Source organism: Microbulbifer maximicatervae (SeqCode), assembly GCF_052467955.1.
Window position 1 is genome coordinate 1,378,598 of record NZ_CP174329.1, and the last position, 15,822, is coordinate 1,394,419.

The window sequence follows — 15,822 nt, forward strand, 5'->3', positions numbered from 1 at the left end:
CGCCGCAACCCGTAGGAGTACATTTTTCCGCTATGCATATTCATATTCTAGGTATTTGCGGCACATTTATGGGCAGTTTGGCCCAACTGGCGGTGGCGGAAGGGCACCGCGTAACCGGCAGTGACGCCAATGTTTATCCACCTATGAGCACCCAGTTGCAACAGGCGGGTATCCAAATTACCGAGGGCTATGATCCCGCACAGCTGGAGCCCACCCCGGACCTGGTGATTATTGGCAATGCCATGTCCCGGGGAAATCCGGCAGTAGAGGCGGTGCTGGAAAAAGGGTTGGCTTACACCTCTGGCGCCCAGTGGTTGTGCGATCACTTCCTGGGTGGCCGCTGGGTATTGGCGGTTTCCGGAACCCACGGTAAAACCACCACCGCCAGTATGCTGGCCTGGATTTTGGAAGCGGCAGATATGCAGCCCGGCTTCCTGATTGGTGGAGTTCCGGCTAATTTTGGTGTCTCTGCTCGTTTGGGAGAGTCTCCCTTCTTTATTGTTGAGGCGGATGAGTATGACACTGCCTTTTTCGACAAGCGTTCCAAGTTTGTGCACTACCGCCCGCGCACGGTGATTATCAACAATCTCGAATTTGACCACGCAGATATCTTTGAGGACCTGGCGGCAATCCAGAAACAATTCCATCACCTGGTACGAACTGTGCCTGCTAGCGGCCTGATAGTGGCCTCTGCCGAAGAGAATGTAGAGCAGGTGCTTGATAAAGGCTGCTGGAGTGAAGTACAGCGGGTTGGCAGCGAGTCTGCCGATGGTGTGCGAGTGGGTGATTGGTGCGCAGTGGATATTGCCGCTGATGGCAGCAGCTTTACGGTTCAGTTTAAAGGCGAGGCTGTGGCGCGGGTCGAGTGGGACCTGACCGGGCAGCACAATGTGCAAAATGGCCTCGCGGCTATGGCTGCGGCGCGGCATGTGGGTGTCACCCCAGATTTGAGTGCGGCAGCTCTGGCACGCTTCCAGGGGGTTAAACGCCGTATGGAGTGCCTGGGAGAAGTGGCCGGCATCCGTGTTTACGATGATTTTGCCCATCACCCCACCGCGATTGAATCCACCCTCAATGGTCTGCGGGCGAAGGTAGGGGAGGATAAAATCATTGCCCTGATTGAACCGCGTTCCAATACCATGCGTATGGGAGTGCACCAGGGCAAGCTGGCCGACTCCTGCTCCGGGGCCGATATGGTGCTCTGGTATCAGCCTGAGGGGGTTAACTGGTCCCTGGAAGACGTCGCCCACCACTCATCGGTGCCGGCCAAAACTTTTGATTCGATTGAAGATGGTGTGGAATCTGTGTTGCAGCTAGCCGATTCCGGTAGCCATATCGTAGTGATGAGCAACGGCGGCTTTGGCGGTATCCACCAGCGCCTTATCGGTGCCCTGGAACAGAAATACGATCTCTAAGTCAGAAGACTAATGTTTCCTGCGCAGCCCTATGCTCGCAGGGCTTAATAAGGTATCGACTTTGCATCAATCTCCTTTCGAGAAGACCGTGACCCTGGCTATGACCGGGGCCTCCGGCGCCCAGTATGGTTTGCGCCTGCTTCAGTGCCTGCTGGCTTCGAATGTGCGCGTATGGCTGCTGCTGTCCGAGGCGGCTCAGGTGGTCATCAACACCGAAACTGATATGCAGTTGCCGGAGGGCGATGAGCGCGAGTTGCAGAATTTCCTCGCCGATCGTTTTGCCGCGCAGGAAGGCCAGCTGACCCTTTTCAGCAAGCGCGATTGGTTTTCCCCGGTGGCTTCTGGAACCGGGGCGCCAGCCAGTATGGTGATCTGCCCGGCAAGTGGTGGCACCTTGTCTGCGGTGGCCTGTGGAGCATCGAACAACCTGATTGAGCGGGCTGCGGATGTAGCCCTGAAAGAGCGCCGCCAGCTCATTCTGGTTCCCCGCGAGGCGCCTTACTCCGAGATTCACCTGGAAAATATGCTGAAACTCACCCGCATGGGGGCCATGATCCTGCCGGCCAGTCCTGGCTTTTACCAAAGGCCCAGTTCTGTGGAGGATATTGTGGACTTCGTGGTTGCTCGACTGCTCGACCAACTGGGCATCGAGCAGAAGCTGTTGCCCAGCTGGGGAGAGCAGGATGGGCAATGAGATAAAACCGAGTATTACGATTCACTACTGTGTGCAGTGCAACTGGATGTTGCGAGCCACCTGGATGGCCCAGGAATTGCTGCACACTTTCGCCGATGACCTCAATCAGGTTGCATTGCAACCGGGTACTGGGGGAGTATTCGAGATTCGGATTGGCGAAATTTTGATCTGGGAGCGCAAGCGTGACGGCGGCTTTCCCGATGCCAAGGAGCTCAAACGTCGCGTCAGGGACACCCTGTTTCCCGAACGCGACCTGGGGCATATCGACAATCCCTGAAAAAAGTTCCAATAAAACGGTGCGGTGGCAAATTTTAGGTTTGCTAATTCATCGCATAGGCGAACAATATGCGCGCCGCAATGCGGCCAGTTTTTAGTTTGGAAAGAAGCGGAAATTTATGCTGTCAGCTTTACAGAAGTCTTATGAATACTTGGTGACCAAGCGGCCCGCTGCGGTGTTGGTGGTTATCGGCCTGTTAACCCTGCTGGCAGCCCTCGGATTGTCCCGCCTGAAGATCGATGCCTCTGCCGATTCCCTCACTCTGGAAGCTGATAAATCCCTGGATTATTTCCGCGAGATTTCCGAGCGCTATGCCAGTGGCGACTTCCTGGTCGTTACTTACCGCTCCAAGACTGGGGACCTGTTCAGTGATGAGTCCCTGGAAACCCTGGGCAAGTTGCGGGATGAATTGGCCAAGGTAGATGGTGTGTCCAGTGTGCAGAGCATTCTCGATGTCCCACTGCTGTACAGCCCCAAGCTGGTTCTCACCGATATCAGCGATGAGGTGCGCACGCTCTCCAGGCCCGATGTCGACCGGGATATGGCCCGGCAAGAGTTCCTCTCAAGCCCGATTTATCGGGAGTTGATCCTGAGCCCGGACGGGCAGACGACGGCCATACTGGCGAACCTGAAACTGGATAGCCGCGGCATCGAGATGGTGCGCGAGCGGGATGCTTTGCGCAGCAAGCGCAATACAGAGGGACTGACTCCGGAAGAGGCCGTTCGCCTGGAGGAGATCAGCGCGGTCTATCTGACCCACCGTACTGAGCAAGAGAAAGTTGCCCACCAGCGAGTCGATACCGTGCGCGCAATTCTGGCTGGCTACAACGGCGAAGCGGAGCTGTTCCTCGGTGGTGTCACCATGATTACCGCCGATATGATTTCGTTTATTAAGAGCGACCTGTTGGTATTTGGTGTGGGGATTCTCGCTTTTATTGTGATTACCCTGTTGCTGATTTTCCGCCAGCCGCGCTGGGTGCTGTTGCCGCTGATGACTTGTGTTACCACTGCGGTGGTGATGCTGGGGCTACTCGGCTGGCTGGACTGGCGACTGACAGTGATCTCGGCCAACTTTGTCGCACTGCTGTTAATTATTACTTTGGCAATTACCATCCACCTGGCGGTACGCTACCGGGAATATATTGCCCAGAACCCGGATTGGGATCTTGAAAAGCTGGTATTGCAGACAGTGCGCTTTATGGCCAAGCCCTGCCTGTATACCGCACTGACCACCATCGTGGCTTTTGTGTCCCTGGTGGTGAGCGGCATTCGCCCGGTTATCGATTTTGGCTGGATGATGACGATGGGTGTGACTGTGGCTCTGCTGCTGTCGTTCCTGATTATTCCCAGTTTCCTGATGGTGCTGCCGAAGCGTGTGGGCAGTGTGAGTGCAGATAACTCCCACGCATTTACCCTGCAGTTTTCCCGCTTTGCTGAGCGCCACAAGTTTGTGGTGCTAGGTATTTCACTGCTGGCAGCCGTCGTGAGTGTGGTGGGTATATCCCAGCTGAAAGTGGAAAACCGCTTTATCGATTACTTCGATGATTCCACGGAAATTTATCAGGGCATGCTGGTGATTGACCGCCGCTTGGGTGGCACTGTGACCTTGGATATTATTCTGGATCAGCCCGAGGAGCAGGAGGCAGCTTTCGAGGGAGAAGAAGATCCCTTTGCGATGGAAGCAGAGGAAGATCCCTTCGCTGTAGAAGAGGACCCCTTTGCCTCCGATGATCCATTTGGCGGTGAAGAGGAGTCAGTGGAGCAGAGCTACTGGTTTACGGTTGCCGGTTTGGCAAAGCTGGAGCAGCTGCATGATTACCTGGAGGAGCAGCCGGAGATAGGCAAGGTTCAATCTCTGGCGACCCTGTATAAAGTTGCCGTGGATCTGAATGGCGGCCCCCTCAATGACTTTGAGCTGGCGGTGGCCAATACCAGCCTGCCGGCCGAAATTCGCTCCGTTCTGGTAGACCCCTATTTATCCGTGGAGAATAATCAGGCTCGTATCACCCTGCGAGTGATGGAGACAGACCCCACCCTGCGTCGCGATGAGCTGATCCAGCGCATCTACAACTACGCTCATAATGAGATGGGTATTGCTCCAGAGAATGTCCATCAGACTGGCCTGTTGGTGCTGTACAACAATATGTTACAGAGCCTGTTTAAGTCCCAGATCCTGACCCTGGGTGCCGTTTTTGTCGGAATCCTGCTGATGTTCCTGGTGCTATTCCGCTCTCTGTGGATTGCTCTGATTGCACTGGTGCCAAATATGCTGGCGGCCTGTGTGGTACTTGGTGGTATGGGGCTCGCGGGTATTCCGCTGGATATGATGACCATCACTATCGCCGCGATTACCGTGGGTATCGGTGTGGACCACGCGATTCACTACCTGTATCGCTTCCGCGCGGAGTTTGCCAAAGATGGCAATTATCTGGCGACCATGCATCGCAGCCATGCGACGATTGGCCGTGCCATGTTCTACACAGCGATCACGATTATTGTCGGTTTCTCAATTTTGGCGCTGTCGAAGTTTGTTCCGTCGATCTATTTCGGCCTCCTCACCGCGCTGGCGATGTCCGCCGCACTGTTGGGTTCCCTGACACTTCTGCCCCTGTTGCTGGTGATGTTCAAGCCGCTCGGTCGTCAGAGGCAAGCTGATAAAGTTGAGCCCGAGGCACCGATGCAGGAGGCGCCCAGCGCCTGAATCGAAGGAATTTGAAATATAAAAAAAGCCGGGATAACCCCGGCTTTTTTTATGTCTGCTCAACAGTCGGGACTCAGTCCTGACGGCTGGTAATTTCTAGCAAGTGGTAGCCAAACTGGGTTTTGACTGGGCCATGCACCTTGTGCAGCTCCTCGGAAAATACGACCTTGTCAAATTCGGGAACCATCATTCCCTTGCTGAAAGAGCCCAGGTCACCGCCGGAACGGCTAGAGGGGCACTGGGAGTACTGCTCGGCAATTTTACCGAAGTCAGCGCCGTTCTCGATTTGCTGTTTCAGGTCCTGGCACTGCTGTTCATTTTCAACCAGGATATGGCGAGCGGTTGCTGTAGGCATGAAAAATCTCCGTTTGGTCAATTTACCGCAGCAGCTTAAAGGCTGGGTGTTGGGCTTGCCAGCGACAATTACCGCAAAGTGGAAAAACTTGCTCCCAATCCAACCGGTTGGCGGTAAAAAGTCTCTTAACCTGCCGCAGAGTTCCCTAGGGCGATGTTATCTTTAGGGTACACAAAAAATAATGAGTGATGACTTTGCAACAGATACCCCTTTTTCCCCTGAGTGTCCCTCTATACCCCGGTGTGACCTTGCCCCTGCGGATTTTTGAGCAGCGCTATATTCACCTTGTCAGTGAGTCCATGAAAACCAATAGCGGCTTCGGCATTGTTTTGATTCGCTCCGGGGGTGAAGTGGGGCGCGCTTCAGTATGGCCTCTCGGTGTTTATGTCGACATCGTGGATTGGGGGCAGGGCGAGGGAGGGCTGCTTAATGTGGAAGTGAAAGGTCGGCGTCGCTTTCGCATTGTCCACACCCGTCGCGCAGAGGATGACCTGCTTCTGGGGGACGTGGAATGGATACCAGATGAAGATGAAAAGCCGATTCCAGCGGATTGCGATGGTCTCCTGTCGGTGTTGGAGGAGTTGAAGGAGCGGGCACAGACGCTATCACTTAAATTTGAGCCGGTGGAGTCTGCGGACTCACTTTCCTGGCAATTGGCTCAGCTTCTGCCATTGGAAGATAAGGTCCGCACCGATTTGCTAGCGGTAGAAGATCCTCTTATGCGGCTTGCCACCATTGCCGAGAACCTGGACCGTTGGACGCGGGAATAGCTAGATATAAAGCTGTGGGGCCCGGTAATCGGCACTTTCAACCGGGTCTCGCTGGGTTATACTGCGCGGCCGACCGGATTTTGCACGGAGAGCCAAGTGACCGCCACAGACACCGCTGATCAGCAATCCACTCGCGCCAAGCTCGAACAAATGGGGCGCGCAGCCCGTACCGCCGCCAAACAGATAGCTGCTGCGGATACCTCCACCAAAAATAATGCTCTTAAAGCCATCGCTGCCCAACTGGAGACACAGCGAGTATCTTTACTGAAGGCCAATGCATTGGATATGCAGGCCGGTCGCGAGCGCGGCCTGGATGCGGCTCTTCTGGATCGTCTGGAGCTTAACGATGCCCGCATCGATGGCATGATCGAGGGCTTGGTGCAGGTGGCAGAGCTGCCCGACCCGGTGGGAGAAGTTGAAGATTTACGCTATCGCCCCAGCGGTATTCAAGTGGGCAAAATGCGTGTGCCCCTAGGGGTGGTGGGCATTATTTATGAGTCCAGGCCCAATGTGACCATTGATGCAGCGAGCCTGTGCTTAAAATCCGGCAATGCCACAATTTTGCGTGGAGGCAGTGAAGCGCTGCACTCGAACAAGGCAATTGCCACCTGTATTACCGCCGGCTTGCGCGAAGCGGGTTTGCCGGAAACGGCGGTGCAGGTTGTCGATACCACCGATCGAGCGGCGGTGGGTGCCCTGATCACTATGCCGGAATATGTGGATGTGATTGTACCCAGGGGCGGAACCGGCTTGATTGAAAGGGTCAGTCGCGAAGCCCGGGTGCCGGTAATCAAACACCTGCACGGTGTTTGTCATGTGTATATCGATGATCGGGCTGACCTGGACAAAGCTTTCGATATCGCCCTCAATGCCAAGACCCATCGCTATGGTGTTTGTAACGCCATGGAAACACTTTTAGTTGCCGAGATGGCTGCGGCGGATATACTGCCGCGCTTGGCTGGTGCCTACGAAGACAAAGGGGTTGAATTGCGCGGTTGTGACCGGACCCGTGAAATCATTGCTCACTGTGTAGCGGCGACAGAAGATGACTGGAGTGAGGAATACCTTGCCCCGGTTCTGGCTGTGCGTGTTGTTGCGGATATGGAAGCGGCTATGGAGCATATTGCCTGTTACGGATCCGGCCACACCGAGGCAATTGTCACCCAGGATTACAGTCGCAGCCGCCGCTTTATGAGTGCTGTGGATGCCAGCTCAGTGATGATTAATGCCTCAACCCGCTTTGCTGACGGTTTCGAGTACGGCTTGGGGGCGGAAATTGGTATCAGTACTGATAAAATCCACGCCCGTGGCCCGGTTGGCCTGGAAGGGCTCACTTCGCAAAAATGGATTGTGTTCGGGGATGGCCATATCCGGCAATAAGCACTTTTCCAGTTGGGGCAGCGAGTGCGAGGGGTACGATAAATAATTGTGGCGAGCAAAAGGCATACGTTGGCCCTGTTTGGGGGAACCTTTGATCCGATCCATCTCGGTCATTTACGCATGGCGCTGGAGCTGCGCCAGGTGCTCGAATTTGATGAAATGCGCTTGCTACCCAGCCACCAGCCCGCCCACCGGCAGACGCCAGGTGTATCGTCCCGCCAGCGCAGTGAAATGCTGGCTCTGGCGCTGGAGGGGTGTGAGGAACTCACCCTGGATGAGCGAGAACTCCATCGTGGCGGAGCTACTTATACGGTAGATACCCTGGAGGAACTGCGCAGTGAACTGGGAGGTGAAGCCTCCATCAGTTTCTGCATGGGATTGGACTCCCTATTGAGTCTGCACCGCTGGCACCGCTGGGAGCGCCTCTTGGAGCTGGCACATCTGGTGGTGGTAACAAGGCCGGGCTGGCACCTGCCAGATCGCGATAGCGAAGAGCATGGCCCTCTGGCAGAACTGCTGGAGAATCATCGGGGCACGGTTGCAGACTTGCATACACGAGCATGTGGTTGCCTGCTGTTGCGGGAGCAGACCATGTTGCCAATTTCCGCGACGCAAATTCGCGAAATAATTAAAAGTGGCCAGTCGCCACGCTATTTACTGCCCGCAACTGTGTTGCAGTACATAGAAGATCATCGACTTTATACAGAGGTTGCTTCGGGCGACCCGCAATGAATCAAGGTGTTATGACAAATATTAAAGATATCGCTCTCAATGCGCTGGAAGATTTGAAAGGTAAGGATATTGTTTCCCTGGATGTTTCCGGACTTTCAGATGTAATGGACAATCTGTTGATCTGTACTGGTACTTCCAGTCGTCAGGTTAAGTCCCTGGCAGAGAACGTTGTAGACGAACTGAAAAAAGAAGGTATTCGCCCCATTGGTGTTGAAGGTGTCGACCAGGGCGAGTGGGTATTAGTCGACTACGGTGACTTGGTTGTCCACGTGATGCTCGCAGATGTTCGCGGTTTCTACGACCTGGAAAAACTCTGGTCTATGACTCCGAATACCCGTGACGATGCCGATGGCAGCGATCCGCACCAGGGTTAATTGCTGTGAAAATCCGCATTCTTGCCGCCGGTGGAAAAATGCCGGCTTGGGTGCAGGAGGGCTACGCCGAGTACGCTAAGCGCCTGCCCCGGGAAATTGCTCTGGAAATGGTGGAAATTCCACTCGGCCAACGAGGCCAAAAGAGCTCTGCAGCCCTGATTGAAAAAGCGCGAAAAAAAGAGGGCGAGGCGATGCTCGCCGCTTTGGGACCGCGGGACCACGTGGTAGCGCTCGATGTGAAAGGCAAGCCCTGGAGTACCGAGCAGTTGTCGGCGCAATTAAGTGATTGGCAAATGCTTGGGGAAAATATCAGCCTGTTAATTGGCGGGCCCGACGGTTTATCCGAAGACTGCCTCGCCCGTGCACGCCAGCGCTGGTCTCTGTCCCCACTGACCTTGCCACACCCGCTGGTGAGGGTGGTTCTGGCTGAACAAATTTATCGCGCCTGGACATTATTGGCCGGCCATCCCTACCACAAATAAAATATTTGCGATAAGTCGCGGAGAGATTTGCCGACTCGGTTCTCTCTCCTGACTCGCCCTGTGTTAATGTAGGGAATTAGATTTTTTGCACGCCAGTCAAAAACCATCGAATAAATTCTGATGCCGCACGATTACCATCTCAAGGACCCCCATACCGAGCAGCGATTGTTTCGCAATCGTATGTTGGTGGCGCTTGTGGGGGTTATCTTTTTACTGGGTGTTCTCGTAGCGCGTTTCTACAACCTCCAGGTGGTTAATTACGAAGACTACCGCACTCAATCTGATGAGAACCGTATCCAGGTGCGCCCGGTCGCGCCGACCCGCGGATTGATCTATGACCGCAACGGCATTTTGCTAGCCGATAACCGCGCCAGTTATAACTTGTCGATTGTTCGCGAGCGCGTTCGCGATATGGATGCCACGTTAGAGCTGATCGGTAACCTGGTGCGACTCGACGAAAACGATGTCACCAAATTCCAGAAACGCCTCAAGCGCCGGCGCCCCTATGAGCCAGTGCCTCTCCGATTTCGATTGAACGAAGATGAAATCGCACGGATCAGTGTTAATCAATTCCGTATGCCTGGGGTGTCAGTGGAGGCGGAGTTGGTGCGCTACTACTCCCTCGGGGATTTATTTGCCCACAGTGTGGGCTATGTGGGGCGAATCAGTGACCGCGACCTGAGTAACTTTACCGAGGATGATGTGCGCCGCTATCGCGGTACCCGCAGCATCGGTAAGGTCGGGTTGGAACGCTCCTACGAGGATCTCCTACTCGGAGAGGTCGGTTATGAAAATGTTGAAATTAATGCTCGTGGCCGGGTTTTACGAGTACTGGAGCGCCAGGACCCCAAACCGGGCTCGGATCTGGTGCTCAACCTGGATGCTCAACTGCAACAAGTCGCCTCTGATGCCCTGGGAGATCGCCGCGGTGCAGTAGTTGCGATCGATGTAAATAGCGGTGGTGTGTTGGCGTTTGTCAGCAAGCCGTCCTTCGACCCCAACTTGTTTGTGACCGGCATCAGCTTTGCCGACTATCGCGCCCTCAGCGATTCCCTCGATGTGCCCCTGTTTAATCGGGCGGTGCAGGGTCAGTATCCACCGGGTTCCACTTTAAAGCCGTTGATGGGGCTGGGTGGACTCCAGGCGGGCATTATTACCCGAGAGAGTACGGTCAAGGACCCCGGCTTTTACAAGCTGCCCAACGATCCGCGTATCTACCGCGACCACGTGCGCTGGGGGCACGGTGAGAAGGTGGATCTGATACAGGCCATGGCGCAGAGTTGTGATGTCTACTTTTGGGATATGGCGCACCGCTGGGATATCGATGATATGCACAGCATCGCCTCTCATTTTGGCCTGGGGACAAAGACCGGAATCGACTTGCCCATGGAGCGCTCCGGGTTGTTTCCCTCTAGAGATTGGAAGCGCGGTGCCCGCGGTATGCCCTGGTTTCCGGGTGACAGTTTGAATGCGGTGCTGGGGCAGGGTTTTGTGTTGGCGACGCCACTGCAGCTTGCAGTAATGACTGCCACGATTGCCAATCGCGGTACCCACTACCGCCCGCAGATGGTCAAGTCGATCAACGGGGTGGAGCAACCTCCCGAGATACTGCACAACCTCGAGGCCCGCCCTGATCACTGGGATTTGGTATTCGAGGGAATGGAGGCTGTAGTCAACCACCGTACCGGTACGGGGAAACGGGCAGGTAAAGATCTGGATTTTCGCGTGGCGGGTAAGTCTGGTACCGCTCAGGTGGTCGGTATTGCCCAGGGGGAGCGCTATGACTCAGAGGCCCTGCAAGAGCGCCACCGAGACCACGCCCTGTTTGTGGCTTTCGCGCCTGTGGATAACCCCCGTATCGCCGTTTCGGTACTAGTCGAGAATGGCGAGGGCGGCGGCAAGGTTGCTGCCCCGGTAGCAAGAGAGCTATTTGCGGAGTGGATGTCACGCCCGCAGTTGGAACCGCAAAAGACGGCGGATACCACTTATTTGAGCGAGGGGGCTGGCAATGGCTAGTCGCGATTTCTCCCACCGTTTGTCAGATGCCCACGGCAGTCTGCGCAAACCGGCCAGTCTCTCACGCCGCCTGCATATTGATATACCGCTACTGGTGCTGTTGTTGGTGTTGGCCGCCGTAGGACTTGGAGTGCTGTACAGCGCTTCTGGCGGTGATATGAACTATGTGCGGCGCCAGTCGATTTTTATGTGCGTGGCCTTCGTGGGCATGTTTATCGTTGCGCAAATTCCTCTGGATTTTTATCGGCGCTGGTCCCCCTGGGCCTATTTGGCCGGTTGTGCGCTATTGGTTGGGGTATTGTTTTTTGGCACCAAGGCGATGGGGGCACAGCGCTGGTTGGAGATAGGCGGATTTCGCTTCCAGCCATCGGAAGTGATGAAGCTCGGTGTCCCCATGGCAGTGGCAGCTTACCTGCATCAACGCCGCTTGCCGCCATCACTGACCACGGTGATTGGAGCTTTGGCAATTGTGGCGATTCCCGCAGCTCTTATCGTACGGCAACCGGATTTGGGGACCTCGATCCTGATTGCGGCGTCCGGTCTTTTTGCCCTGTATCTAGCGGGGTTGAGTTGGAAGATGATCAGCGCGGCGGCAATGGCGCTGTTGGTTGCTGCCTATCCAATTTGGCACTGGGGGCTCCACGACTACCAGCGGCAGCGAATTTTGACCCTGCTCAACCCAGATGATGACCGTTTTGGTGCTGGTTGGAATATATTTAACTCCAAAGCGGCTATCGGCTCCGGTGGTGTTTACGGCAAAGGCTACCTGCAGGGAACCCAGTCACAGCTCGATTTCCTGCCGGAGAGCCATACCGATTTTATTATCGCGGTACTGTCGGAGGAGTGGGGCATGCGCGGCGCCCTGTTGCTGCTTTTGCTATATGTACTGATTATTTCCCGCGGCATTTACATCAGCTTTATGGCCCAGCACGTATTTGGCCGACTGTTGGCGGGGAGTATTACCCTCACTTTTTTTGTCTATGTATTTGTAAACATTGGTATGGTTACAGGATTGTTGCCGGTAGTGGGGGTGCCTTTGCCAGTGATTAGTTACGGCGGGACATCCTTGATTACATTGATGGCCGGATTTGGCCTTCTGATGGCTGTTGGCACTGAACGGCGCAGAGTTCACTTTTGAGGAACACTGCATAGGGACAATAACCGGATTTAGAGACGCGAGATGAAGACAGGAGCGGTCGTTTTGAAGTGGACCTCGGGATTATTAATCGGGATGGGACTGGCCCTCGCCGCCTGTGCGCAGGAACCGGGTCATGGAAATAATAAACAAGCGCAAGAATTCGTTGATTATATGGTGGAAGAGCACGAGTTTAATCGCGAAGAAATGCAGACTCTGATGCGTGAGGCTAAGCGCAAAGACTCCATCCTAAAGGCGATCAAACGGCCAGCCGAGAAAGCCAAGCCCTGGCATGAATATCGCAAAATGTTTCTCACCCCGCAGAGCATTGCCGGTGGGGTAGACTTTTGGGATCAAAATGCCGAGGCCCTGGCTGAGGCTGAAAAGAAATACGGTGTACCGGCAGAGATGATTGTTGCCATCATCGGAATTGAAACCCGATACGGCGGTAATATGGGCGGCTACCGGGTTTTGGATGCACTTTCCACGTTGGCATTTAACTACCCCCGTCGCTCTGCGTTTTTTACCAAAGAGTTAGAAAACTACCTTCTGCTGACTCGTGAGCAGGATATGGATCCCCTGGCCCTCAAGGGCTCTTATGCTGGGGCTATGGGCTACGGTCAATTTATGCCTTCAAGCTACCGCTCTTATGCGGTGGACTTCAGCGACGATGGCAAGGCGGATATATGGAACAACCCTACCGATGCGATCGGCAGTGTGGCTAACTATTTCGTTAAACATGGATGGAAGCCCGGTGAACCGGTCGCGGTACTGGCCAGCCCCCGCCCGAATGCGGACATGACAATCGTCAACGATACTCTGCAGCCGCAGTGGACCGTTGGAGAATTGGCGGATAAAGGCTTTAACGCTACTAGCCAGGTGGCTCCGGAAATGCCGGCCAACGTTTTCTCCCTGCAAACTGAGCAGGGAAAACAGTATTGGCTCGGCTTGAATAATTTCGCGACTATCACCCGCTATAACCGCAGTCGTCTCTACGCTATGGCCGTCAATGACTTGGCCCAAGAGATCGTTAAAGCGAGAGGCGGCAAGTCTTAAGGCGGCTTCAGTCCCGCAGCTAAATTTAACCCAAATGGAGGGAACCATTTGGGTTTTTAGTGTTCATATTTTTCTATTTTATTTAGCAGTTCCAGATAATAGCGGCTTGGAGACGGCAGCAATAAGTTGTCGCGCGCCGGGGGGATTATGTTTCAGTGCAAAGCGCGTTGGGGAGTGGCCCTGGCGGTCCTGATATTAGCGGCCTGTAGTGGCCCGCAGCCAAAACCACAGAAAACCGAAAACACCAAGCAACCGGACTTTAATAGCATCAAGGATAGTGGCCCTGCTGCTCCGGTAAATATGCAAGCAGCCCCTGAGCCGATCCCTGTCCGCGAGCCGATCGGCGACGCCGGCAATAAATCCCCTTATAAGGTCAACGGTGTCACGTATCGTGTACGCAATGACGTCAAGGGCTATAAGGAAGTGGGGCAGGCTTCCTGGTATGGAACAAAATTCCACGGCCGACGCACTGCAAATGGCGAGGTCTACAATATGTATGCCATGTCTGCTGCCCATAAAACGCTACCACTGCCCAGCTATGCCAAGGTCACCAATCTCGACAATGGCCGCAGTATTATCGTGCGGGTAAACGATCGGGGGCCCTTTGTGCACGGGCGCATCATCGACCTCAGTTATACTGCTGCGCAAAAGCTCGGATACATTGATAAAGGCATTGCTCGGGTTGAGGTAGAGGCTCTGGACCCGGCCGCGTTGCCGGCGGCCAATGAAGTACTGGCCAATAGTGATGGCACCGCTGGTTTGGCGGAAGATACGACTATCAAGTTGCCCGACAATACCTATCTGCAAGTTGGTGCTTATAGCAGTTCCGCGCAGGCCCAGGAAATTCGCACCCAATTGGCAGCGGCCATTGACTATCCTGTTGCTGTTAGTTCTGTTCAGAGTGGCGGCAAGACTTATTATCGAGTTCGAATTGGCCCACTCACCCAGCAGAGAGCTTTGGCAACAGCGCGGGAAACTGTTGAGCAAAAGCAATTTGGACAGCCACAAGTAGTTTACGAATAGTGTTGTGGGCTTTTGGGTATCAATAGGTAAAGGTGATATCTGCCTTAAATGATTGTGACTGATGCTATCGGCGGCAGTCATTTGAATACCCGTTCACAAAATAGTGCGCATTGACGCGTTTTTTCTTGTATTTTGTAATTTTGTAATGATAGGCGGCGTTTGGTGACAAGCTCTAGTGCCGCTGATTAACCTTGTAGATTTCGTTGCAGGTTAAGCCAACGAAAACGAGGAATGACGAGACATATACCTATGATCACACGGATTATCGCCTGTTCTTTCCTGTTGTTATGTGCGGGCCTGGCCCAGGCGCAATCTCTTATCCCTGCACCGCCTCAATTGGCGGCAAAGTCTTACCTGCTCTTAGATGCCAATACCGGTCAGGTCCTGGTTGAGCACGAGGCGGATACTCCGGTACCGCCGGCAAGCCTAACCAAGATGATGACGGCCTATATCGTTTCTGAGGAGATCCTTAAGGGGAGCATCAAAGAAAACGATATGGTTCGTATCTCTGAAAAGGCCTGGCGTAAGGGTGGCTCCAAGATGTTTGTCAAAGTGGGTGACCAGGTGCCGGTTATCGACTTGATGCGCGGTGTGATTATTCAGTCCGGTAACGATGCGAGTATCGCCCTGGCAGAACACGTCTCCGGTAGCGAAGAGGTCTTTGCCGAAGTTATGAACCAGCAGGCAGAGCTGCTGGGCATGGAAGATACTAACTTTGTCAACGCCACTGGCTGGCCTGCAGAGGGGCATGTAACGACTGCCCATGACCTGGGTGTACTGGCGCGCGCGCTGATAATGGACCACCCAGAGCATTACGATATTTATTCCGAGAAGTATTTCAGCTACTCCGGCATTAACCAGCCCAACCGCAATCGTTTGCTGTGGCGCGATTCCTCTGTAGACGGAATTAAGACCGGCCATACGGAAGAAGCAGGGTACTGCCTGGTAGCTTCTGCAATGAAGCGCGGCATGCGCCTGGTTGCTATTGTTGTCGGCACCGACAGTGATGAGAAACGCGCCTCTGAGACCCAAAAACTGCTCGCCTACGGCTTCCGCTACTACCAAACCCATAAGGTATATGGTCAGGGTGAAGAGTTGCAGACGGAGCGTGTCTGGGGTGGTGAAGAGCCCAGCGTGGGTATTGCCGTAGCTAAAGATGTATTCGTTACCATCCCCCGAGGCGGTGAGGAAGGCATTAAGGCCGACCTGATTGTGGATGGCGAGCTGGAAGCGCCTGTGCAGAAGGGCCAGCCAGTGGGTAAAGTTGTTGTGACCCTGGATGGTGAGACTGTCGCCGATGTTAAAGCCGTTGCTGCCGAAGATGTGGAGCGTGCCGGTTTCTTCAAGCGCATGTGGGACTCCATCAAGCGCTTTGTAATGGGCTTTTTTAGCTAATTGCTGATTTAGGGGTG

At 54.4% G+C, this 15,822-nt stretch carries 15 protein-coding genes; 14 read left to right on the forward strand and 1 reads right to left on the reverse strand.

All coding sequences use genetic code 11. The features are described 5' to 3' along the window. Positions 1-32: 32 nt before the first annotated feature. The 4 genes from mpl (at position 33) to ACJJI5_RS05875 (ending at position 5,087) form a co-directional block, all read left to right on the forward strand. Entirely contained in the window at positions 33-1,415 is a 1,383-nt protein-coding gene (mpl, locus tag ACJJI5_RS05860; RefSeq protein WP_445355777.1) for a UDP-N-acetylmuramate:L-alanyl-gamma-D-glutamyl-meso-diaminopimelate ligase, read from the forward strand. Between the two features lie 31 nt (positions 1,416-1,446). Then, a complete protein-coding gene (locus tag ACJJI5_RS05865; protein WP_444911420.1) occupies positions 1,447-2,109 on the forward strand; it encodes a flavin prenyltransferase UbiX in 663 nt (220 codons plus the stop codon). Further along, a complete protein-coding gene (locus tag ACJJI5_RS05870) occupies positions 2,099-2,386 on the forward strand; it encodes an Rdx family protein (RefSeq protein ID WP_445355778.1) in 288 nt (95 codons plus the stop codon). Before ACJJI5_RS05865 ends, ACJJI5_RS05870 begins: the two co-directional genes overlap by 11 nt. Positions 2,387-2,504: 118 nt before the next feature. Continuing rightward, the gene (locus ACJJI5_RS05875) at positions 2,505-5,087 is read left to right on the forward strand and encodes an efflux RND transporter permease subunit (protein WP_445355779.1); all 2,583 of its coding nucleotides are present in this window, start codon (positions 2,505-2,507) and stop codon (positions 5,085-5,087) included. 73 nt (positions 5,088-5,160) lie between these two features. On the opposite strand, the gene ACJJI5_RS05880 is transcribed toward ACJJI5_RS05875, so the two are convergent. Then, entirely contained in the window at positions 5,161-5,442 is a 282-nt protein-coding gene (locus ACJJI5_RS05880) for a peptidylprolyl isomerase (protein WP_282931463.1), read from the reverse strand. Positions 5,443-5,630: 188 nt separating this feature from the next. On the opposite strand from ACJJI5_RS05880, the gene ACJJI5_RS05885 reads away from it, so the two are divergent. The 10 genes from ACJJI5_RS05885 (at position 5,631) to ACJJI5_RS05930 (ending at position 15,805) form a co-directional block, all read left to right on the forward strand. Beyond that, positions 5,631-6,212, forward strand: coding sequence for an LON peptidase substrate-binding domain-containing protein (locus ACJJI5_RS05885; protein ID WP_282931464.1), 582 nt, complete (start codon positions 5,631-5,633; stop codon positions 6,210-6,212). Between the two features lie 96 nt (positions 6,213-6,308). Continuing rightward, positions 6,309-7,592, forward strand: a complete 1,284-nt coding sequence (locus ACJJI5_RS05890) for a glutamate-5-semialdehyde dehydrogenase (RefSeq protein WP_445355780.1) — start codon at positions 6,309-6,311, stop codon at positions 7,590-7,592. A 48-nt stretch (positions 7,593-7,640) separates the two neighbouring features. Continuing rightward, the gene (nadD, locus tag ACJJI5_RS05895) at positions 7,641-8,324 is read left to right on the forward strand and encodes a nicotinate-nucleotide adenylyltransferase (protein WP_444918081.1); all 684 of its coding nucleotides are present in this window, start codon (positions 7,641-7,643) and stop codon (positions 8,322-8,324) included. Continuing rightward, positions 8,321-8,698: a ribosome silencing factor gene (rsfS, locus tag ACJJI5_RS05900; protein WP_413663146.1), complete on the forward strand. Its 378-nt coding sequence runs from the start codon at positions 8,321-8,323 to the stop codon at positions 8,696-8,698. Before nadD ends, rsfS begins: the two co-directional genes overlap by 4 nt. 5 nt (positions 8,699-8,703) lie before the next feature. Continuing rightward, positions 8,704-9,180, forward strand: coding sequence for a 23S rRNA (pseudouridine(1915)-N(3))-methyltransferase RlmH (rlmH, locus tag ACJJI5_RS05905; protein ID WP_444896240.1), 477 nt, complete (start codon positions 8,704-8,706; stop codon positions 9,178-9,180). Positions 9,181-9,300: 120 nt separating this feature from the next. Then, on the forward strand, positions 9,301-11,196 hold the full coding sequence (gene mrdA, locus ACJJI5_RS05910; protein ID WP_445355781.1) for a penicillin-binding protein 2: 1,896 nt from the start codon (positions 9,301-9,303) through the stop codon (positions 11,194-11,196). Further along, the gene (gene rodA / locus ACJJI5_RS05915; RefSeq protein ID WP_444934043.1) at positions 11,189-12,334 is read left to right on the forward strand and encodes a rod shape-determining protein RodA; all 1,146 of its coding nucleotides are present in this window, start codon (positions 11,189-11,191) and stop codon (positions 12,332-12,334) included. The genes mrdA and rodA overlap by 8 nt, the downstream gene beginning before the upstream one ends. Before the next feature lie 42 nt (positions 12,335-12,376). After that, positions 12,377-13,387: a lytic murein transglycosylase B gene (mltB, locus tag ACJJI5_RS05920; protein ID WP_444925775.1), complete on the forward strand. Its 1,011-nt coding sequence runs from the start codon at positions 12,377-12,379 to the stop codon at positions 13,385-13,387. A gap of 147 nt (positions 13,388-13,534) precedes the next feature. Continuing rightward, positions 13,535-14,410 carry a septal ring lytic transglycosylase RlpA family protein gene (locus tag ACJJI5_RS05925; protein WP_282931471.1) on the forward strand — a complete coding sequence of 292 codons (876 nt, stop codon included), beginning with the start codon at positions 13,535-13,537 and terminating at the stop codon, positions 14,408-14,410. A 249-nt stretch (positions 14,411-14,659) separates the two neighbouring features. Next, the gene (locus ACJJI5_RS05930) at positions 14,660-15,805 is read left to right on the forward strand and encodes a D-alanyl-D-alanine carboxypeptidase family protein (protein WP_445355782.1); all 1,146 of its coding nucleotides are present in this window, start codon (positions 14,660-14,662) and stop codon (positions 15,803-15,805) included. Positions 15,806-15,822 lie beyond the last annotated feature (17 nt).

Excerpts from the sequence above, each read along its gene's own strand:
- ACJJI5_RS05930 (WP_445355782.1), top strand. The coding sequence starts at position 14,660 with ATGATCACACGGATTATCGCCTGTTCTTTCCTGTTGTTATGTGCGGGC.
- ACJJI5_RS05870 (WP_445355778.1), top strand. The coding sequence starts at position 2,099 with ATGGGCAATGAGATAAAACCGAGTATTACGATTCACTACTGTGTGCAG.
- ACJJI5_RS05865 (WP_444911420.1), top strand. The coding sequence starts at position 1,447 with ATGCTCGCAGGGCTTAATAAGGTATCGACTTTGCATCAATCTCCTTTC.
- rodA (WP_444934043.1), top strand. The coding sequence starts at position 11,189 with ATGGCTAGTCGCGATTTCTCCCACCGTTTGTCAGATGCCCACGGCAGT.
- mltB (WP_444925775.1), top strand. The coding sequence starts at position 12,377 with ATGAAGACAGGAGCGGTCGTTTTGAAGTGGACCTCGGGATTATTAATC.
- ACJJI5_RS05875 (WP_445355779.1), top strand. The coding sequence starts at position 2,505 with ATGCTGTCAGCTTTACAGAAGTCTTATGAATACTTGGTGACCAAGCGG.
- ACJJI5_RS05925 (WP_282931471.1), top strand. The coding sequence starts at position 13,535 with ATGTTTCAGTGCAAAGCGCGTTGGGGAGTGGCCCTGGCGGTCCTGATA.
- mrdA (WP_445355781.1), top strand. The coding sequence starts at position 9,301 with ATGCCGCACGATTACCATCTCAAGGACCCCCATACCGAGCAGCGATTG.
- ACJJI5_RS05885 (WP_282931464.1), top strand. The coding sequence starts at position 5,631 with ATGACTTTGCAACAGATACCCCTTTTTCCCCTGAGTGTCCCTCTATAC.
- rsfS (WP_413663146.1), top strand. The coding sequence starts at position 8,321 with ATGAATCAAGGTGTTATGACAAATATTAAAGATATCGCTCTCAATGCG.
- mpl (WP_445355777.1), top strand. The coding sequence starts at position 33 with ATGCATATTCATATTCTAGGTATTTGCGGCACATTTATGGGCAGTTTG.
- ACJJI5_RS05880 (WP_282931463.1), bottom strand. The coding sequence starts at position 5,442 with ATGCCTACAGCAACCGCTCGCCATATCCTGGTTGAAAATGAACAGCAG.